Source organism: Proteus cibi, assembly GCF_003144405.1.
Taxonomy (GTDB): Bacteria; Pseudomonadota; Gammaproteobacteria; order Enterobacterales; family Enterobacteriaceae; genus Proteus; species Proteus cibi.
Genome location: NZ_PENW01000015.1, coordinates 171,085 through 184,796, shown reverse-complemented (window position 1 = coordinate 184,796; position 13,712 = coordinate 171,085). Strand labels below are relative to the sequence as shown.

At 37.2% G+C, this 13,712-nt stretch carries 16 protein-coding genes; 7 read left to right on the top strand and 9 right to left on the bottom strand.

Features of this window, described 5'->3' with window-relative positions:
- Window positions 1–35: 35 nt before the first annotated feature.
- The 3 genes from tyrS to anmK form a co-directional block, all read right to left on the bottom strand.
- Window positions 36–1,310, bottom strand: a complete 1,275-nt coding sequence (gene tyrS / locus DK865_RS08520; RefSeq protein WP_036913193.1) for a tyrosine--tRNA ligase — start codon at window positions 1,308–1,310, stop codon at window positions 36–38.
- Between the two features lie 132 nt (window positions 1,311–1,442).
- Window positions 1,443–2,096 (bottom strand): pyridoxamine 5'-phosphate oxidase, encoded by a 654-nt coding sequence (gene pdxH, locus DK865_RS08515; RefSeq protein ID WP_023582332.1) that lies wholly within the window; start codon window positions 2,094–2,096, stop codon window positions 1,443–1,445.
- 43 nt (window positions 2,097–2,139) lie between these two features.
- The gene (gene anmK / locus DK865_RS08510; protein ID WP_109391663.1) at window positions 2,140–3,252 is read right to left on the bottom strand and encodes an anhydro-N-acetylmuramic acid kinase; all 1,113 of its coding nucleotides are present in this window, start codon (window positions 3,250–3,252) and stop codon (window positions 2,140–2,142) included.
- Between the two features lie 221 nt (window positions 3,253–3,473).
- On the opposite strand from anmK, the gene DK865_RS08505 reads away from it, so the two are divergent.
- Window positions 3,474–3,941: an outer membrane lipoprotein gene (locus tag DK865_RS08505; RefSeq protein ID WP_023582334.1), complete on the top strand. Its 468-nt coding sequence runs from the start codon at window positions 3,474–3,476 to the stop codon at window positions 3,939–3,941.
- Between the two features lie 323 nt (window positions 3,942–4,264).
- On the opposite strand, the gene slyA is transcribed toward DK865_RS08505, so the two are convergent.
- Both slyA and DK865_RS08495 read right to left on the bottom strand, forming a co-directional pair.
- A complete protein-coding gene (gene slyA / locus DK865_RS08500) occupies window positions 4,265–4,693 on the bottom strand; it encodes a transcriptional regulator SlyA (protein ID WP_036913196.1) in 429 nt (142 codons plus the stop codon).
- 451 nt (window positions 4,694–5,144) lie between these two features.
- The gene (locus DK865_RS08495) at window positions 5,145–5,384 is read right to left on the bottom strand and encodes a DUF1289 domain-containing protein (protein ID WP_036913199.1); all 240 of its coding nucleotides are present in this window, start codon (window positions 5,382–5,384) and stop codon (window positions 5,145–5,147) included.
- Window positions 5,385–5,569: 185 nt separating this feature from the next.
- Here DK865_RS08495 and gloA point away from each other — a divergent pair, with 185 nt between their 5' ends.
- Together gloA and rnt are read left to right on the top strand one after the other, a co-directional pair.
- Window positions 5,570–5,977, top strand: a complete 408-nt coding sequence (gene gloA / locus DK865_RS08490) for a lactoylglutathione lyase (RefSeq protein WP_036913202.1) — start codon at window positions 5,570–5,572, stop codon at window positions 5,975–5,977.
- A 95-nt stretch (window positions 5,978–6,072) separates the two neighbouring features.
- Window positions 6,073–6,711, top strand: coding sequence for a ribonuclease T (rnt, locus tag DK865_RS08485; protein WP_109391662.1), 639 nt, complete (start codon window positions 6,073–6,075; stop codon window positions 6,709–6,711).
- A gap of 123 nt (window positions 6,712–6,834) precedes the next feature.
- On the opposite strand, the gene DK865_RS08480 is transcribed toward rnt, so the two are convergent.
- Entirely contained in the window at window positions 6,835–7,176 is a 342-nt protein-coding gene (locus DK865_RS08480) for a Grx4 family monothiol glutaredoxin (RefSeq protein WP_006537039.1), read from the bottom strand.
- Window positions 7,177–7,390: 214 nt separating this feature from the next.
- Complete coding sequence (locus tag DK865_RS08475; RefSeq protein ID WP_109391661.1) at window positions 7,391–7,891, bottom strand: GNAT family N-acetyltransferase; 501 nt, start codon at window positions 7,889–7,891, stop codon at window positions 7,391–7,393.
- Window positions 7,892–8,282: 391 nt separating this feature from the next.
- Here DK865_RS08475 and dkgB point away from each other — a divergent pair, with 391 nt between their 5' ends.
- The 3 genes from dkgB (at window position 8,283) to sodB (ending at window position 11,159) form a co-directional block, all read left to right on the top strand.
- Window positions 8,283–9,086, top strand: a complete 804-nt coding sequence (gene dkgB, locus DK865_RS08470; protein WP_109391660.1) for a 2,5-didehydrogluconate reductase DkgB — start codon at window positions 8,283–8,285, stop codon at window positions 9,084–9,086.
- A 212-nt stretch (window positions 9,087–9,298) separates the two neighbouring features.
- On the top strand, window positions 9,299–10,114 hold the full coding sequence (locus tag DK865_RS08465) for a sulfite exporter TauE/SafE family protein (RefSeq protein WP_023582338.1): 816 nt from the start codon (window positions 9,299–9,301) through the stop codon (window positions 10,112–10,114).
- A 466-nt stretch (window positions 10,115–10,580) separates the two neighbouring features.
- A complete protein-coding gene (sodB, locus tag DK865_RS08460; RefSeq protein ID WP_036913209.1) occupies window positions 10,581–11,159 on the top strand; it encodes a superoxide dismutase [Fe] in 579 nt (192 codons plus the stop codon).
- Between the two features lie 137 nt (window positions 11,160–11,296).
- Here the strand turns inward: sodB and cydH are convergent, their stop codons facing one another.
- Window positions 11,297–11,380, bottom strand: a complete 84-nt coding sequence (cydH, locus tag DK865_RS19055) for a cytochrome bd-I oxidase subunit CydH (protein ID WP_102949514.1) — start codon at window positions 11,378–11,380, stop codon at window positions 11,297–11,299.
- Window positions 11,381–11,648: 268 nt separating this feature from the next.
- Here cydH and purR point away from each other — a divergent pair, with 268 nt between their 5' ends.
- The gene (purR, locus tag DK865_RS08450; RefSeq protein ID WP_023582340.1) at window positions 11,649–12,674 is read left to right on the top strand and encodes an HTH-type transcriptional repressor PurR; all 1,026 of its coding nucleotides are present in this window, start codon (window positions 11,649–11,651) and stop codon (window positions 12,672–12,674) included.
- Between the two features lie 26 nt (window positions 12,675–12,700).
- On the opposite strand, the gene punR is transcribed toward purR, so the two are convergent.
- The gene (gene punR, locus DK865_RS08445) at window positions 12,701–13,603 is read right to left on the bottom strand and encodes a DNA-binding transcriptional activator PunR (RefSeq protein WP_109391659.1); all 903 of its coding nucleotides are present in this window, start codon (window positions 13,601–13,603) and stop codon (window positions 12,701–12,703) included.
- Between the last annotated feature and the right edge of the window lie 109 nt (window positions 13,604–13,712).

Sequence of the window (13,712 nt, the reverse complement as noted above, 5' to 3'; positions counted from 1 at the left end):
AAAAGGGCAACTTACTGGTTGCCCTTTACTGTCAATTATTTCCAGATAACGAGGCAGTAATGTTTTTTACCGCGACGTAAAATAGAATAATGACCAAATAAGAAATCTTTTTCTTCAAAGACGTATTCAGGATTGTCTTGTTTTTCGCCATTAATTGAAACTGCGTTAGAGCCAATCATTGTACGAGCCTGACCGCGAGAAGGAACTAATTCTGCATTAACCAGCGCTTGTTGCAAATCACTGCCTTTTTCTAACTCAATTGTTGGCATACCATCTTGTGCTAATTGTTCAAGGTCAGCTTGTGTTAAGTCTGCAATTGCACCAGAGAATAAGCTTTCTGTAATACGTTTAGCGGCGATTAAACCTTCTTCACCGTGAACTAAACCAGTCACGAGTTCGGCTAATACACGTTGAGCACGAGGCGCTTGACCACTATTTTTGTCTTCTTCTTCAAGTGCATTAATTTCTTCAATGCTCATAAATGTGAAGAATTTTAAGAAGCGATAAACGTCAGCATCTGCTGTATTGATCCAGAACTGATAGAATTTGTATGGGCTTGTTTTCTTAGGATCTAACCAAACCGCACCGCCTTCTGTCTTACCGAATTTAGTTCCATCAGATTTAGTAATTAATGGTACAGTCATACCAAATACTTGTTTCTGATTGAAACGACGGGTTAAATCGATACCTGAAGTGATATTACCCCACTGATCAGAGCCACCGATTTGTAATTCAACACCTAAATGCGTATTTAATGACGCAAAGTCATAAGCTTGCAAGAGGTTATAGGCGAATTCAGTAAAAGAGATACCCACATCGTCACGGTTTAAACGTTGTTTAACCGCTTCTTTGTTGATCATTTGGTTCACAGAGAAGTGTTTACCGATATCACGCAGGAATGTTAGCACATCCATTTGACCGAACCAGTCATAGTTGTTTGCTAATTCCGCACTGTTTTCACCACTGTTGAAATCTAAGAAAGGTGACACTTGTTTACGAATTTTTTCTACCCATTCGTGAACAGTATCTTGGGTATTCAGTTTGCGCTCGGTGGCTTTAAAACTAGGATCACCAATTAGACCCGTTGCACCACCCACCAACGCCACAGGCTTATGCCCGGCTAGTTGGAATCGTTTTAAACACAGCAAAGGAACCAAATGCCCCAAGTGCAGGCTATCAGCGGTAGGATCGAAGCCACAATAGAGAGCGATAGGACCTTGCTCCAAACGCTCTACTAAAGCTGCCTCATCCGTGACCTGAGCAATTAGCCCACGCTCCTGCAATTGTGTGATTAGGTTCTTGCTAGACATCAATGACTCCATCGGTTTATTGTTTTTTGTCTATTTAAAATATAAGTGAAACACAAGTGGTATAGCATAAAGCGCCACTACATTAAGTACCAGTAGAAAAAGACTTTTTGAAGCAAATTTATTAACACTCTATTAAGGTGCTAATCGCTCAATGTCCCATCCTTGTGGTGATTTTTGGTAGATAAAACGATCATGTAGACGATTTTCTCGTCCTTGCCAAAATTCAACAGAATCAAATGTTACACGATATCCACCCCAGAAACTCGGTAATGGCACTTCTCCATTTTGGAATTTCTGTTTTAATTCTAGAAACTTACTTTCTAACACGCCTCTTGCGGAAATGCGAGAAGACTGTTGGGAAGCCCATGCTGCAATTTGGCTATCTTTAGGGCGACTATGGAAATATTTAATGACTTCAATAGGAGAAAGTTTTTCAGCTTTCCCTAAAAAACAAACTTGCCTTTCTAAGGGATACCACGGGAATAATAAGCTAACACGCTGATTGTGTTCTAAATGACTCGCCTTGCGACTGCCCAAGTTGGTGTAAAAGACTAAGCCATGTTCATCGAAATGTTTTAATAATACGATGCGTTGATAAGGCTGCCCATTTTCATCAACAGTTGCAACACACATGGCAGTAGGATCACTCAAACGCGCTTCACAAGCCTGTTTTAACCACTTTTCAAACAAAACTAATGGCTGTTCAGTTAATTCATGACGTCGTAGTCCACCCTTCATATATTCGCGGCGTAAATCTGCAACATCAATAAAATCAAGTTCTGTCATTTTTCACTCTCTCTTTTGAGAAACTTCGCTCAGCATATCACGCTTAACGAGGATTTGTAGGGTAAATCGCCCCTAAGACGGTTTCTCTTGATGCCCCTGTTACAGAAGGTAAATTCCCTGATTCATTTGCAATCGTGCGCGCGGCTAACCAAGCAAATGCCAATGCCTCCATGTCATCACCACTTAAACCATATTTATCCGTTGTTGCGACTTCTGTACCAGGTAATAGTGACGCTAAACGATGCATAATTTGCCCATTTCTCGCCCCTCCACCACAAACGAGTAAACGTTCACATCCCCCGTTTAATTGGATCTGCTGCACAATACTTATCGCCGTTAATTCCACAAGAGTTGCTTGTACATCTTCAGGAAAAACATTAGGTACTCTTGCTAAATGGTAATTTAACCATTGTGTATTGAAATATTCTCGCCCTGTACTTTTAGGTGCTGAACGTGAAAAGTAAGGATCTGAAAGCATATCTTTCAACAAAGCTGAGTTAACAGTGCCCGTCGCAGCCCATTTGCCATTATCATCATAGGGTGTTTGGTTATGGATCCAATTCCAGTTATCTAATAGCATATTTCCTGGCCCCGTATCGTAGCCTTTGACGGCAATACCGGGTAATAACAATGAGATATTGGCGATACCACCAATATTTAAAATAATACGTTTTTCAACAGGGTGTCCTAATACGGCAAGATGAAAAGCAGGTACTAAAGGCGCGCCCTGTCCACCGTAAGCAATATCTCTGCGACGAAAATCACCCACTGTCGTAATGCCTGTTAGTGCAGCAACACGGTTGCTGTCGCCAATTTGCATAGTAAATGGCATATCACTTTCTGGCTCATGCCAAACAGTTTGTCCATGACACCCTATCGCCGTAATATCACTCGCGCTAAGTTTTGCTTTTGCGAGTAATTCCATAATTGCTTGCGCATAAAGTTCACCCAATTGGGCATCTAATAAACCGATCTCATGCAAGGTAGTAGGTTGCGCTTGGCAAACAGCTAAAATTCGTTGGCGTAAATTTTGTGGGTAAGGCAGAAAGTGATTTTCTTGTTGTGCAACAAACTTATTATTAATTGCAGCTAATACAACATCAACACCATCTAAGCTTGTGCCAGACATCACGCCAATGTACCGCCCTGCTATCATGTTCTTTTCCTTATAATCAAGATGATGCAAATTTTTAACATATAATGTTATATTCTCTTTTTTCAGAAATCTCTTCTGTTTTTACTATCGGCCTTTACTATATAGTAAGCTATATATTATTAAAATCAGTGTCGACATACGCAAAAAACGAGCTATAACTGATATTAGATAACATTGATATAATCTGAGCGATGTGCCTCAGATTTTCTTTAGGAGTGACTATGTTTAAGCATTTACTAATTGGTCTTTTTACAATGACTGTACTTACCGGTTGTGTGAATACAAATTCACTATCCGGTGACACTTATACCGCAAGCCAAGCAAAACAAGCCCAAAATATTACTTATGGTACTGTGGTTTCTGTACGTGCAGTGAATATTCAAGCGGGTAGTGATGAAAATATTCTAGGTGCTATTGGTGGTGCCGTTCTTGGCGGTATGTTGGGTAACACGGTGGGTGGTGGTACTGGTCGTAACCTTGCAACAGCGGCGGGTGCAATTGCCGGTGGTATGGCAGGACAACAAGCACAAGGTGCTTTAAATACGACTAAAGGTGTTCAAATTGAAGTTCGTTTAGATAGTGGTAAAACTGTCGCTATCGTTCAAAAAGCAGATAATACTGTTTATAGTCAAGGTCAACGTGTTGCAGTTATTGGTAATGGAAATAACTTAACTGTTTCTCCTCGCTAATTAGCAACAAAAAAACAGGCAACATTAAAGTTGCCTGTTTTATTTTATGACTCAATAATAAGTAACCTAAAGAGAAAGCGAATATATAATCTAGTTATTAAATTTAGGACTATATAATATAGAACCATATAATGATATTTTTACATACTCGTTATATTTAAAATTTCAGCATTAGTAACATCGTTTACTCTCACCAGTGATATATTTCTATCTCCCTACTGAATTATTCAATTATTATCTAACTGAAAAATAAATTATTTAAAGTATAGTTATCATCAGTAATTAATATTAATTAAATAGAATATATATTAAATTTGAAATTATTAGTCATTTAACCTATTTATGTTTTTTTCTAATTTTTGGATTGTACCTATTAGCCTTTCAAGTTCGTCTTGTTGAATACCACCTAATATTTCTCGTCTCGTTTTTTCTATAACTGCATAAACCTCATTAATAAAAGGCTCAGATTCTTTGGTTAATTTTATACGTTTTGCTCTACGATCATTTGCACATGTATGCCGACATATCAGTTTTTTTTCTTCCAGTTGATCTAAGGTTCTCACTAAAGACGGTTGCTCGATTCCTATTGCTTTAGCCAATTGGATTTGTGACTGCTCTGGAGGTAATTGGCTGATATTGTACAGAGTAACCCAATGGGTTTGAGTTAATTTTAATGGTTTGAGACGATGATCAATTAAAGCACGCCATAATCGAACTAAACGCGCTAAATCAGCTCCTAATGTTGATTCCACTTATCTCTCCTTAATTAGCATTTTCAGTCAACTTATTACAAAGTTTAGATATTCATTTTTAATACAATATTTACCTATTCTTTTTAATTAAAATATTACCTTTAATAACTAATATAGTTATAATCCTATTTATTAGATAAGTAATTATTTTCCAGATATAATTAAACCCTTTCTTTCTAACAACGAAAGTTCATAAAGAATAACCTTGTTATAAAAACTAATCTATATTTTTTTACATAATAATTATTATTATTTTAAAACCAATACAATAAAAAAGAAAAAACACTATTACAATCAAGAAATTAAAAAAAGAATAGCACAGTAACATCACAAAGCTACAACGTCACATTAATAAATAAAAAATAATAAATCACATGACTACAATAAATAACAATAATGAATTTAAAAGATAGTTAATTATTATTTTAATATTAAAAAATAAGTAGAACATTTAAAATAAATTGAGTTGATCATTCTCTTTTTCAATTGAAGAACCCAATTTTTTTAATGTCCTTAAATAACGTTGCCGACAAAGTCGTAATATATTTCTTTTCTCTTGTTGATTCATTGTTGACCAATTAAAGCGCTCTTGACGGCTACGATAGCATCCGACGCAATATCCTTGCGCATTCATTTCACAACGCCCAATACAAGGACTAGGAATATCAAAAAATTCTAATTGTTCTTGCATTTGATTTTCCCTCCCTCTTTTTTGTTACAATAGAGTATAGTTAATAGAGATATTATCTGCACAACATGATTTATTGAACTGTTAAAGGCGTAGTAAAATTGAACTTTAGGGCTTTAACGCGTTATAGTACCCCGCCATCAGTTTATCTGTAGGGTTTGATCATTAAAAAAACACAAGAGGTTTATATGCGAGTACTTCATACCATGATCCGAGTGGGCGATTTACAACGTTCTATCGACTTTTATACCAAGGTTTTGGGTATGCAACTTCTACGCACTAGCGAGAATGAGGAATATAAATACTCGTTAGCTTTTGTTGGTTATGGTGATGAAAGCACCGGTGCGGTTATAGAATTAACCTATAACTGGGGTGTGAACAGCTACGAAATGGGAACCGCTTTTGGGCATGTAGCATTAGGTGTTGATGATGTTGCTGCAACCTGTGAAGCCATTCGCCAAGCAGGCGGTAATGTTACCCGTGATGCAGGTCCAGTAAAAGGTGGCTCAACAATTATTGCTTTTGTTGAAGATCCTGATGGATATAAAATCGAGCTCATCGAAAACAAAAGTGCAAGTCACGCTCTAGGTCACTAATTTTTATTAAAACCAGAAAGATAACATGTGTATCTTTCTGGCCTTACTGATTATCAATTTCCGATATTCTATTTTTATCGGATAAGTACAACTTAATGCCTGATATAAATAATCCCAATAAGCTTTGTAACCGTTTTCGGGGTTACTACCCTGTTGTCATTGATGTGGAAACAGGTGGATTTAATGCGAAAACAGATGGTTTACTTGAAATCGCCGCCATTACATTAAAAATGGATGAACAAGGTTGGCTAAAACCTGATAACACATTACATTTTCATGTTGAACCCTTTGAAGGGGCAAATCTCGAACCCGCAGCCTTAGAATTTACAGGTATTGACCCAACTAATCCTTTACGTAGCGCAGTCAGTGAATATGAAGCCCTTCATGCCATTTTTAAAATGGTACGTAAAGGAATGAAGGATGCAGATTGTAATCGCGCCATTATTGTCGCTCATAATGCAAATTTTGATCACAGCTTTGTCATGGCTGCAGCTGAACGTGCTGGATTAAAACGTAATCCTTTTCATCCTTTTGCAACCTTTGATACAGCAGCTTTAAGTGGATTGGTATTAGGACAAACAATTTTGGCGAAAGCCTGCATCACGGCGGGCATTCCCTTTGATAGCAAATTAGCACATGGTGCATTATACGACACTAATCGTACATCATTACTCTTTTGTGAATTAGTTAACCGTTGGAAAAAACTTGGTGGATGGCCGTTACCGACACCTTGAAGTGATGATTTTTCTAATCTGTTTATGAATAACAGAAAAAAGCCAGTTCATCATCGAGCTGGCTTTTTTTATTGAAAATCTGATTATTTTTATGCGTTTCAATACCGAAAAGATAAAAATGAATTACTGTGCTTCTTCTTCACCACGATATTTATCAGCCGTCTCTTTTAATAACTTCTGTAACTCACCGCGCTGATACATTTCTAAAATAATGTCACATCCACCGACTAATTCACCATCTACCCATAATTGTGGGAAGGTTGGCCAGTGTGCATATTTTGGTAATTCTGCACGAATATCTGGGTTTTGCAGGATATCAACATACGCAAAACGCTCACCACAAGCAGAGATAGCTTGAACTGCCTGAGCAGAAAAACCGCAACTTGGTAATTTTGGTGAACCTTTCATGTATAAAATAATTGGGTTTTCGTTGATCTGGCGTTCAATTTTTTCAATAGTCGTCATTTGTCAGTCCTTACAGCCTTTTATATTCGATATGCTTTATATAGGGAAAACATGAAAGAAGAATACCACTTTATATTAGAAAGCTCTACGTAAAGTTTATTTCCAATAAAAATCAAATGATTAAAATAAATACATCTTATAATTGATGAGAAAATACGCGACAAAATATGACAATACCAGACAAACAAAACAAGCGATTACACGTTTTATATTGTTATTTATTTAATTTATAAATACAGTCATCAAACATAACTCCGCCAATAGTGTAGTTATCTTTAATAACGTCCGTAAGGATGAACCCATTTTTTTCCAAAACTCGGACTGATGCATTGTTTCCGTTAGTAATAACCGCTTGGTACTGTGAAATAGCTGATAATTCAGGCAACGCCAATAAAGTGGCTAATGAATTCGTAGCCAAAGACATTCCTGAAAAATCATTCGCGATAATGTAACCCACCTCAGCGACCCGTTTATTATTTTCTCGAACCATCCTTAAACCGGTTAATCCCATAGGAACGCCGTCAGTTTCCCGTCGGATCACAAAACACAACCAATGAGAAGACTCTACATCCCACTTAGGCAGCCGACTATCAAAAGCATCTTTCATTTGCTGATCACTTAGTGGATCAGAAATAAACTTCATTATTTCAGTGTCCGTATATAATTTTTTAAAAAAATCCCAATCACTTTTCTCTATTTTGGTTAAAGTAAACACCGTATTTCTCCTGTAAGGTTTTTATAATAGTTATGTCGTTCTGTTTATTAATATCTGAGTGAATAAATTAGTTGTATAACACAATCAACAAATCAATGCGCTACCGTCTGGGATAGTCTATTTTTTTATCTCATTGCCCATCTTGCTTTCTTCTCACAAAATCAACAATCACTATAGTTTTAACTTTAGCCAACATCGTCGGCGGTAGAGCTATTTAGCATAGTTGATATCAAATAAGTGATTAAATTGATAACAATGACAAAAGCGGATTTCTCTATTATTGTATTTTGAGCAAAAGTTAATTATCTTTTTTGCTATATATCCAAAAAATACAGTCTTGTACTCTCTGCTCATCAAATTTTCTCTCATTAAATATTTTAAAGAGGTAAACATGAGCGTCCCTGTAATTGGTGTTGGAACTTTTCGTTTAAAAGATGATGTGGTCATCGCATCTGTTAAAAATGCATTGGAAGTTGGCTATAGAGCTATAGATACAGCACAAATATATGAAAATGAATCAGCTGTTGGTCAAGCTATCTCGGAAAGTGGTATTGCTCGTGATGAGCTATATGTTACTACCAAAATTTGGATAGCTAATCTCGCTAAAGACAAACTTATTCCTAGCCTCAAGAAAAGTCTCCGTGACTTACAAATGGATTATGTTGATCTAACATTAATCCACTGGCCCTCTCCAAATGATGAAGTGTCTGTTGATGAATTTATGCAAGCATTATTAGCAGCTAAAAAAGAGGGATTAACCCGTGAGATCGGCATTTCTAACTTTACCATTCCCCTCATGGAGCAAGCTATAAAAGCCGTTGGTGTAGAAAACATAGCGACCAATCAAATAGAATTATCACCTTATTTACAGAATCGTAAAGTGACTGAGTGGGCAAAACAGCAGGGTATTCATATTACTTCCTATATGACTTTGGCTTATGGCAATGCGTTAAAAGATGAGGTGATACAAGACATAGCCAAAAAACACGGTGCAACCGCAGCACAAGTGATATTGGCATGGGCGATACATGAAGGATACTCTGTTATCCCATCATCAACAAAACGCGAAAATTTACTGAGCAACTTACATTCGACAACATTGCAACTTGATAAGAATGATATAGAAGCCATCAGAAAATTAGATAAAAATGAACGACAGGTAAGCCCAGATGGTTTAGCGCCACACTGGGATTAATCGTTTAAGTAGAAATCATTGTTCAATGATGATTTCTACTTTATTTTTCAATAAGCATTAAATTCGCTAATACGTTAAAGGAGTACAAGAAACGATAAGACAATAATGAGAGATTAATTTAATTCGCCTGATTTTTTAGGCTAAAAATAGCGCCCCAAAAGCGATATAATCTTGATACATATATTTGTTATAAATTATTATGAGTATCAATTATGGACATGATTTTACTGTTTCTTTTCGTGGGATGTGTTACTGGTTTTTTCGCTGGTCTACTTGGAATTGGAGGCGGTGCAATCATTGTTCCTGTCGTCATGTATGTCGTGAGTCAACAAGCCATTCCAACCGATATGGTTATGAAAATCGCCTTATCAACCTCATTTTCTGTCATTATATTTTCTACCGCTTCTTCAGCCTATTCTCATAACAAGCATAGCGCTATTTTATGGGATCAATTTCCTTTCTTAGCCACAGGAACACTTATCGGTATGTTTGTTGGCACATTTTTTGTACAAAAAATGTCAAATACAATATTACAAATTGTGTTCTGTATTTTCATGATCTACACCATCTATGGATTATTAACCAAAAAGAAAGAAACTGAACGCATCGAAAATGTAAAAGATCCTCTTATCTCTAAACCAGCATTAATAAGTGGTGGATCGTTAATCGGTTTCATCTCCAGCTTTATTGGTATTGCAGGTGGCACTATCACCATCCCTCTTTTAAGCCATTGGGGTTTTAATACACGTAAATGCATTGCGACATCATCAATGATCGGCGTTATTATTGCCTCTATCGGGACGATAATGGGGATTATTTATGGGTGGGATCAAACAACCATTAATGACTATTATTTAGGCTTTATCTATTTACCTGCTTTTATCGGGATAAGTATCACCAGCATACTCTTCGCACCTGTTGGTGTAAAAGTTGCTTATCGACTTCCTATTCCAAGAGTTCGCCAAATATTCGCATTATTTCTTTTTTTAGTCGTAATAAAAATGATGTATACGCTTATTATGGAATAACAACGGGTTAATGAAATAAGCTTTTTGGGGATAATTTCTAGGAATGACACACAAAACCAATGCGGATTAAAATAAAGTTAATTCCTAGTTAACACCACTCTCCTCAAAGGGGAAGTCATCATTCCAACATAATAACAGCCAAATAGAACGACAAATGTTTAATTTTTATTTTGCTTACACTCTTTAGCTTCAAAAACCATGTCCTGTTACTTCTCTCATGATAAATGCAATTTTGCTACTTTACGTGTAGGTAAGAGGGATATACTCTTATGAGTATAATTAATCTATATGGCTTATAACTATAGATAAAAGATATTTAGCTGTTATTTCAGCGGATTTTTGTTAAAATAATTAGCAAAATAGTAACAACTTAGTGATTCATTTGCCTCATTCTATCAATTCAAATAATTTTGATGGAATGATTTCAGGCACAAAACCCGAAATAGATAGTTTAAAGGAGTACGCAATGTCTTTCGAATTACCAAAATTACCTTATGCGTTAGATGCTCTTGAGCCACACATCTCTAAAGAAACTTTAGAATATCACTACGGCAAACACCACCAAACCTATGTAACCAACTTAAACAATCTGGTTAAAGGTACTGATTTAGAAAACAAATCTTTAGAGGAAATCATCAAATCTACTGATGGTGGTATTTTTAATAATGCAGCTCAAGTATGGAACCACACTTTCTACTGGAACTGCTTAGCACCAAATGCAGGTGGCGCACCAACAGGTAAAATTGCTGATGCTATCAACAAAGCATTTGGCTCTTTTGAAGAGTTCAAAAAACAATTTAATGACGCGGCAGCGAAAAACTTCGGTTCAGGTTGGACTTGGTTAGTTAAAAAAGCTGACGGTTCGGTTGCAATTGTTAATACCTCTAATGCTGCAACTCCAGTTTCAGGCGCAGACAAACCACTGTTAACAGTAGACGTATGGGAACATGCTTACTATATCGACTACCGTAATGCGCGCGTTAAATATTTAGAAGAGTTCTGGGCATTAGTTAACTGGTCTTTTGTCGAAGCTAATCTTGCTTAATTGAACTTAATAATCAAAGGTGAGTGACTGAGATTCATTTTTGGTGACAAAATAACAAAGGGCCTTGAGCCCTTTGTTATATTCAGATATTCGATAATCTATGATTTAAATTGATCGGATATTCTATAAAGCAGTGATTAGAACATCATAGTCGAAAATAAAACGATCATAACAAGCGCTGCAACGGCTGTACTCAAACCAAATTTCAGATCCGTATCCATCTATTTCTCCCTCAAAATGATTATAATACACACTTTTAACCATAACCTTGTCATGGTTAATTATTATCACATATCAAAATTTGCTAAAATAGCGACCAGTGCACAATTTATAACATTGATTAATACTTTCACTTTTGAGCTAGATCATACAAAATTCACAGCTAATCGCTAAATTATTGCCAGTGTTTGCCCTATGTATGACTATACTGGCAGTTAAACCACAAAATTAGATAAAAGAGACCAATGAAGGTCAGGAGTTTTCCACACCATGGCAACAATAAAAGACGTGGCAAAACGCGCAGGCGTATCAACCACGACTGTTTCTCATGTGATCAACAAAACACGTTTTGTTGCTGAGAACACACGGGCAGCAGTTTGGGCCGCTATAAAAGAATTAAATTATTCGCCTAGTGCCGTTGCGCGCAGTTTAAAAGTCAATCACACCAAATCTATTGGCCTGTTAGCCACGTCCAGTGAAGCTCCTTACTTTGCGGAAGTGATTGAAGCTGTAGAAAATAGTTGTTATAGCAAAGGCTATACCCTGATTTTATGTAATTCACATAATAACCTCGATAAACAAAAAGCCTATTTAGCGATGTTGGCACAAAAACGTGTTGATGGATTATTAGTCATGTGCTCTGAATATCCCGATCACCTGCTTACTCTTTTAGAGGGCTATCGTAATATTCCTATGGTTGTCATGGATTGGGGAAAAGCACGTGGCGACTTTACAGATACCATTATCGATAACGCTTTCCATGGTGGTTATATTGCAGGTCGTTACCTGATTGAACGTGGTCATCGTGATATTGGCATTATCCCTGGTCCATTAGAACGTAATACGGGGGGTGGTCGCTTACAAGGTTTCTTAAAAGCCATGGAAGAAGCAAAAATCACAGTAAAAGATGAGTGGATTGTACAAGGCGACTTTGAGCCTGAATCTGGCTATAAAGCGATGTACCAAATGCTCAATCAAAAACACCGCCCTACTGCTGTTTTTTGCGGGGGTGATGTGATGGCAATGGGCGCCATTTGTGCTGCGGATGAACTTGGTTTACGTGTTCCTTTCGATATTTCTATTGTGGGTTACGACAATATTCGTAATGCGCGTTATTTTACCCCTGCATTAACAACCGTCCACCAGCCAAAAGAACGTTTAGGTCAAATGGCATTATCAATGTTGCTTGATCGCATCGTCAATAAACGCGAAGACGCCCAAACAATCGAAGTTCATCCTCGATTAGTTGAGCGCCGTTCAGTTGCTGACGGTCCTTTTATCGATTACCGCCGTTAATTCATCTTTATTCCGCTAGCTGATTTCTAACGAAGCCATTCCTTATTTAAGGTTTGGCTATCGCCAAGATAATCTAACAACCATGTCAAAGCGGGTGATTCACTTTTATCAACCCACGTCAGGCAGCATGGGCTGTCTGGCAATGGTTGTGCCAGTTGTAAAGTAACCAGTTGACCTTGTTCAATTAAAGGTTCGGCACGATGCCAAGGCACCATTCCTACGCATAATCCCGCTAGCAAACATTCAAGCCCCATATCCCATGTCGGAACAATCATTCTACGCTGATTATTTAGTGCCCAAGTGTCACGCTTGGGTAAACTGCGTGAGGTATCTTCTAAGCATAAACTGGGATAAGGTCGCATCTCATCATCCGTTAATGGATGTTGTGCTTTTGCTAAAGGGTGATCAATATGACAAACGCAACGCCAAGGCATAAATCCCATATCTCTAAAACTATAACGCTCACCAATTGGTGAAGCTCTGGTTGCTCCAATGGCTAAATCAACACGACCATTGACTAAGGAGTCCCATACACCATTAAACACTTCAGGATAAACATACAGTTCAATATCAGGAAAATGGCGATAAAAATCGAGAATAAGTTGTTGTGTTCTTTCAGGTTTAACAATGCAATCAACTGCTATACTGAATTGACCGCGCCATCCATTAGAAACTTGTTGACAAAAATGCCGAGTGTCATTCATTTTTTTGATAACAGATCGTGCTTCTTTGATGAAAATTTTACCTGCATCGGTTAATTCTACATCACGGTGACGGCGTTCAAACAAAGGAACGGCAAGCCATTCCTCCAATTGCCGAACAGTGTAACTAACGGCGGATGGTACTCTGTGCAATTCTTGAGCGGCGGAGCTAAAACTTCCTGTTCTTGCAACGGCATCAACAACTTCTAAAGAGTATTCTGACCACATAGCGTTTATTCCTTTGAAAATTTTTCACAGCATTAACCAAATATTCCCGTTTCACAAGTAAAATAGGTCTTAGTTACAATACATAAAATGTTCTACATCACATAACATA

Excerpts from the sequence above, each read along its gene's own strand:
- purR (WP_023582340.1), top strand. The coding sequence starts at position 11,649 with ATGGCAACAATAAAAGACGTGGCAAAACGCGCAGGCGTATCAACCACG.
- rnt (WP_109391662.1), top strand. The coding sequence starts at position 6,073 with ATGCCTGATATAAATAATCCCAATAAGCTTTGTAACCGTTTTCGGGGT.
- dkgB (WP_109391660.1), top strand. The coding sequence starts at position 8,283 with ATGAGCGTCCCTGTAATTGGTGTTGGAACTTTTCGTTTAAAAGATGAT.
- cydH (WP_102949514.1), bottom strand. The coding sequence starts at position 11,380 with ATGGATACGGATCTGAAATTTGGTTTGAGTACAGCCGTTGCAGCGCTT.
- DK865_RS08465 (WP_023582338.1), top strand. The coding sequence starts at position 9,299 with ATGGACATGATTTTACTGTTTCTTTTCGTGGGATGTGTTACTGGTTTT.
- DK865_RS08480 (WP_006537039.1), bottom strand. The coding sequence starts at position 7,176 with ATGACGACTATTGAAAAAATTGAACGCCAGATCAACGAAAACCCAATT.
- gloA (WP_036913202.1), top strand. The coding sequence starts at position 5,570 with ATGCGAGTACTTCATACCATGATCCGAGTGGGCGATTTACAACGTTCT.
- DK865_RS08505 (WP_023582334.1), top strand. The coding sequence starts at position 3,474 with ATGTTTAAGCATTTACTAATTGGTCTTTTTACAATGACTGTACTTACC.
- sodB (WP_036913209.1), top strand. The coding sequence starts at position 10,581 with ATGTCTTTCGAATTACCAAAATTACCTTATGCGTTAGATGCTCTTGAG.
- DK865_RS08495 (WP_036913199.1), bottom strand. The coding sequence starts at position 5,384 with ATGCAAGAACAATTAGAATTTTTTGATATTCCTAGTCCTTGTATTGGG.
- punR (WP_109391659.1), bottom strand. The coding sequence starts at position 13,603 with ATGTGGTCAGAATACTCTTTAGAAGTTGTTGATGCCGTTGCAAGAACA.
- pdxH (WP_023582332.1), bottom strand. The coding sequence starts at position 2,096 with ATGACAGAACTTGATTTTATTGATGTTGCAGATTTACGCCGCGAATAT.
- tyrS (WP_036913193.1), bottom strand. The coding sequence starts at position 1,310 with ATGTCTAGCAAGAACCTAATCACACAATTGCAGGAGCGTGGGCTAATT.
- anmK (WP_109391663.1), bottom strand. The coding sequence starts at position 3,252 with ATGATAGCAGGGCGGTACATTGGCGTGATGTCTGGCACAAGCTTAGAT.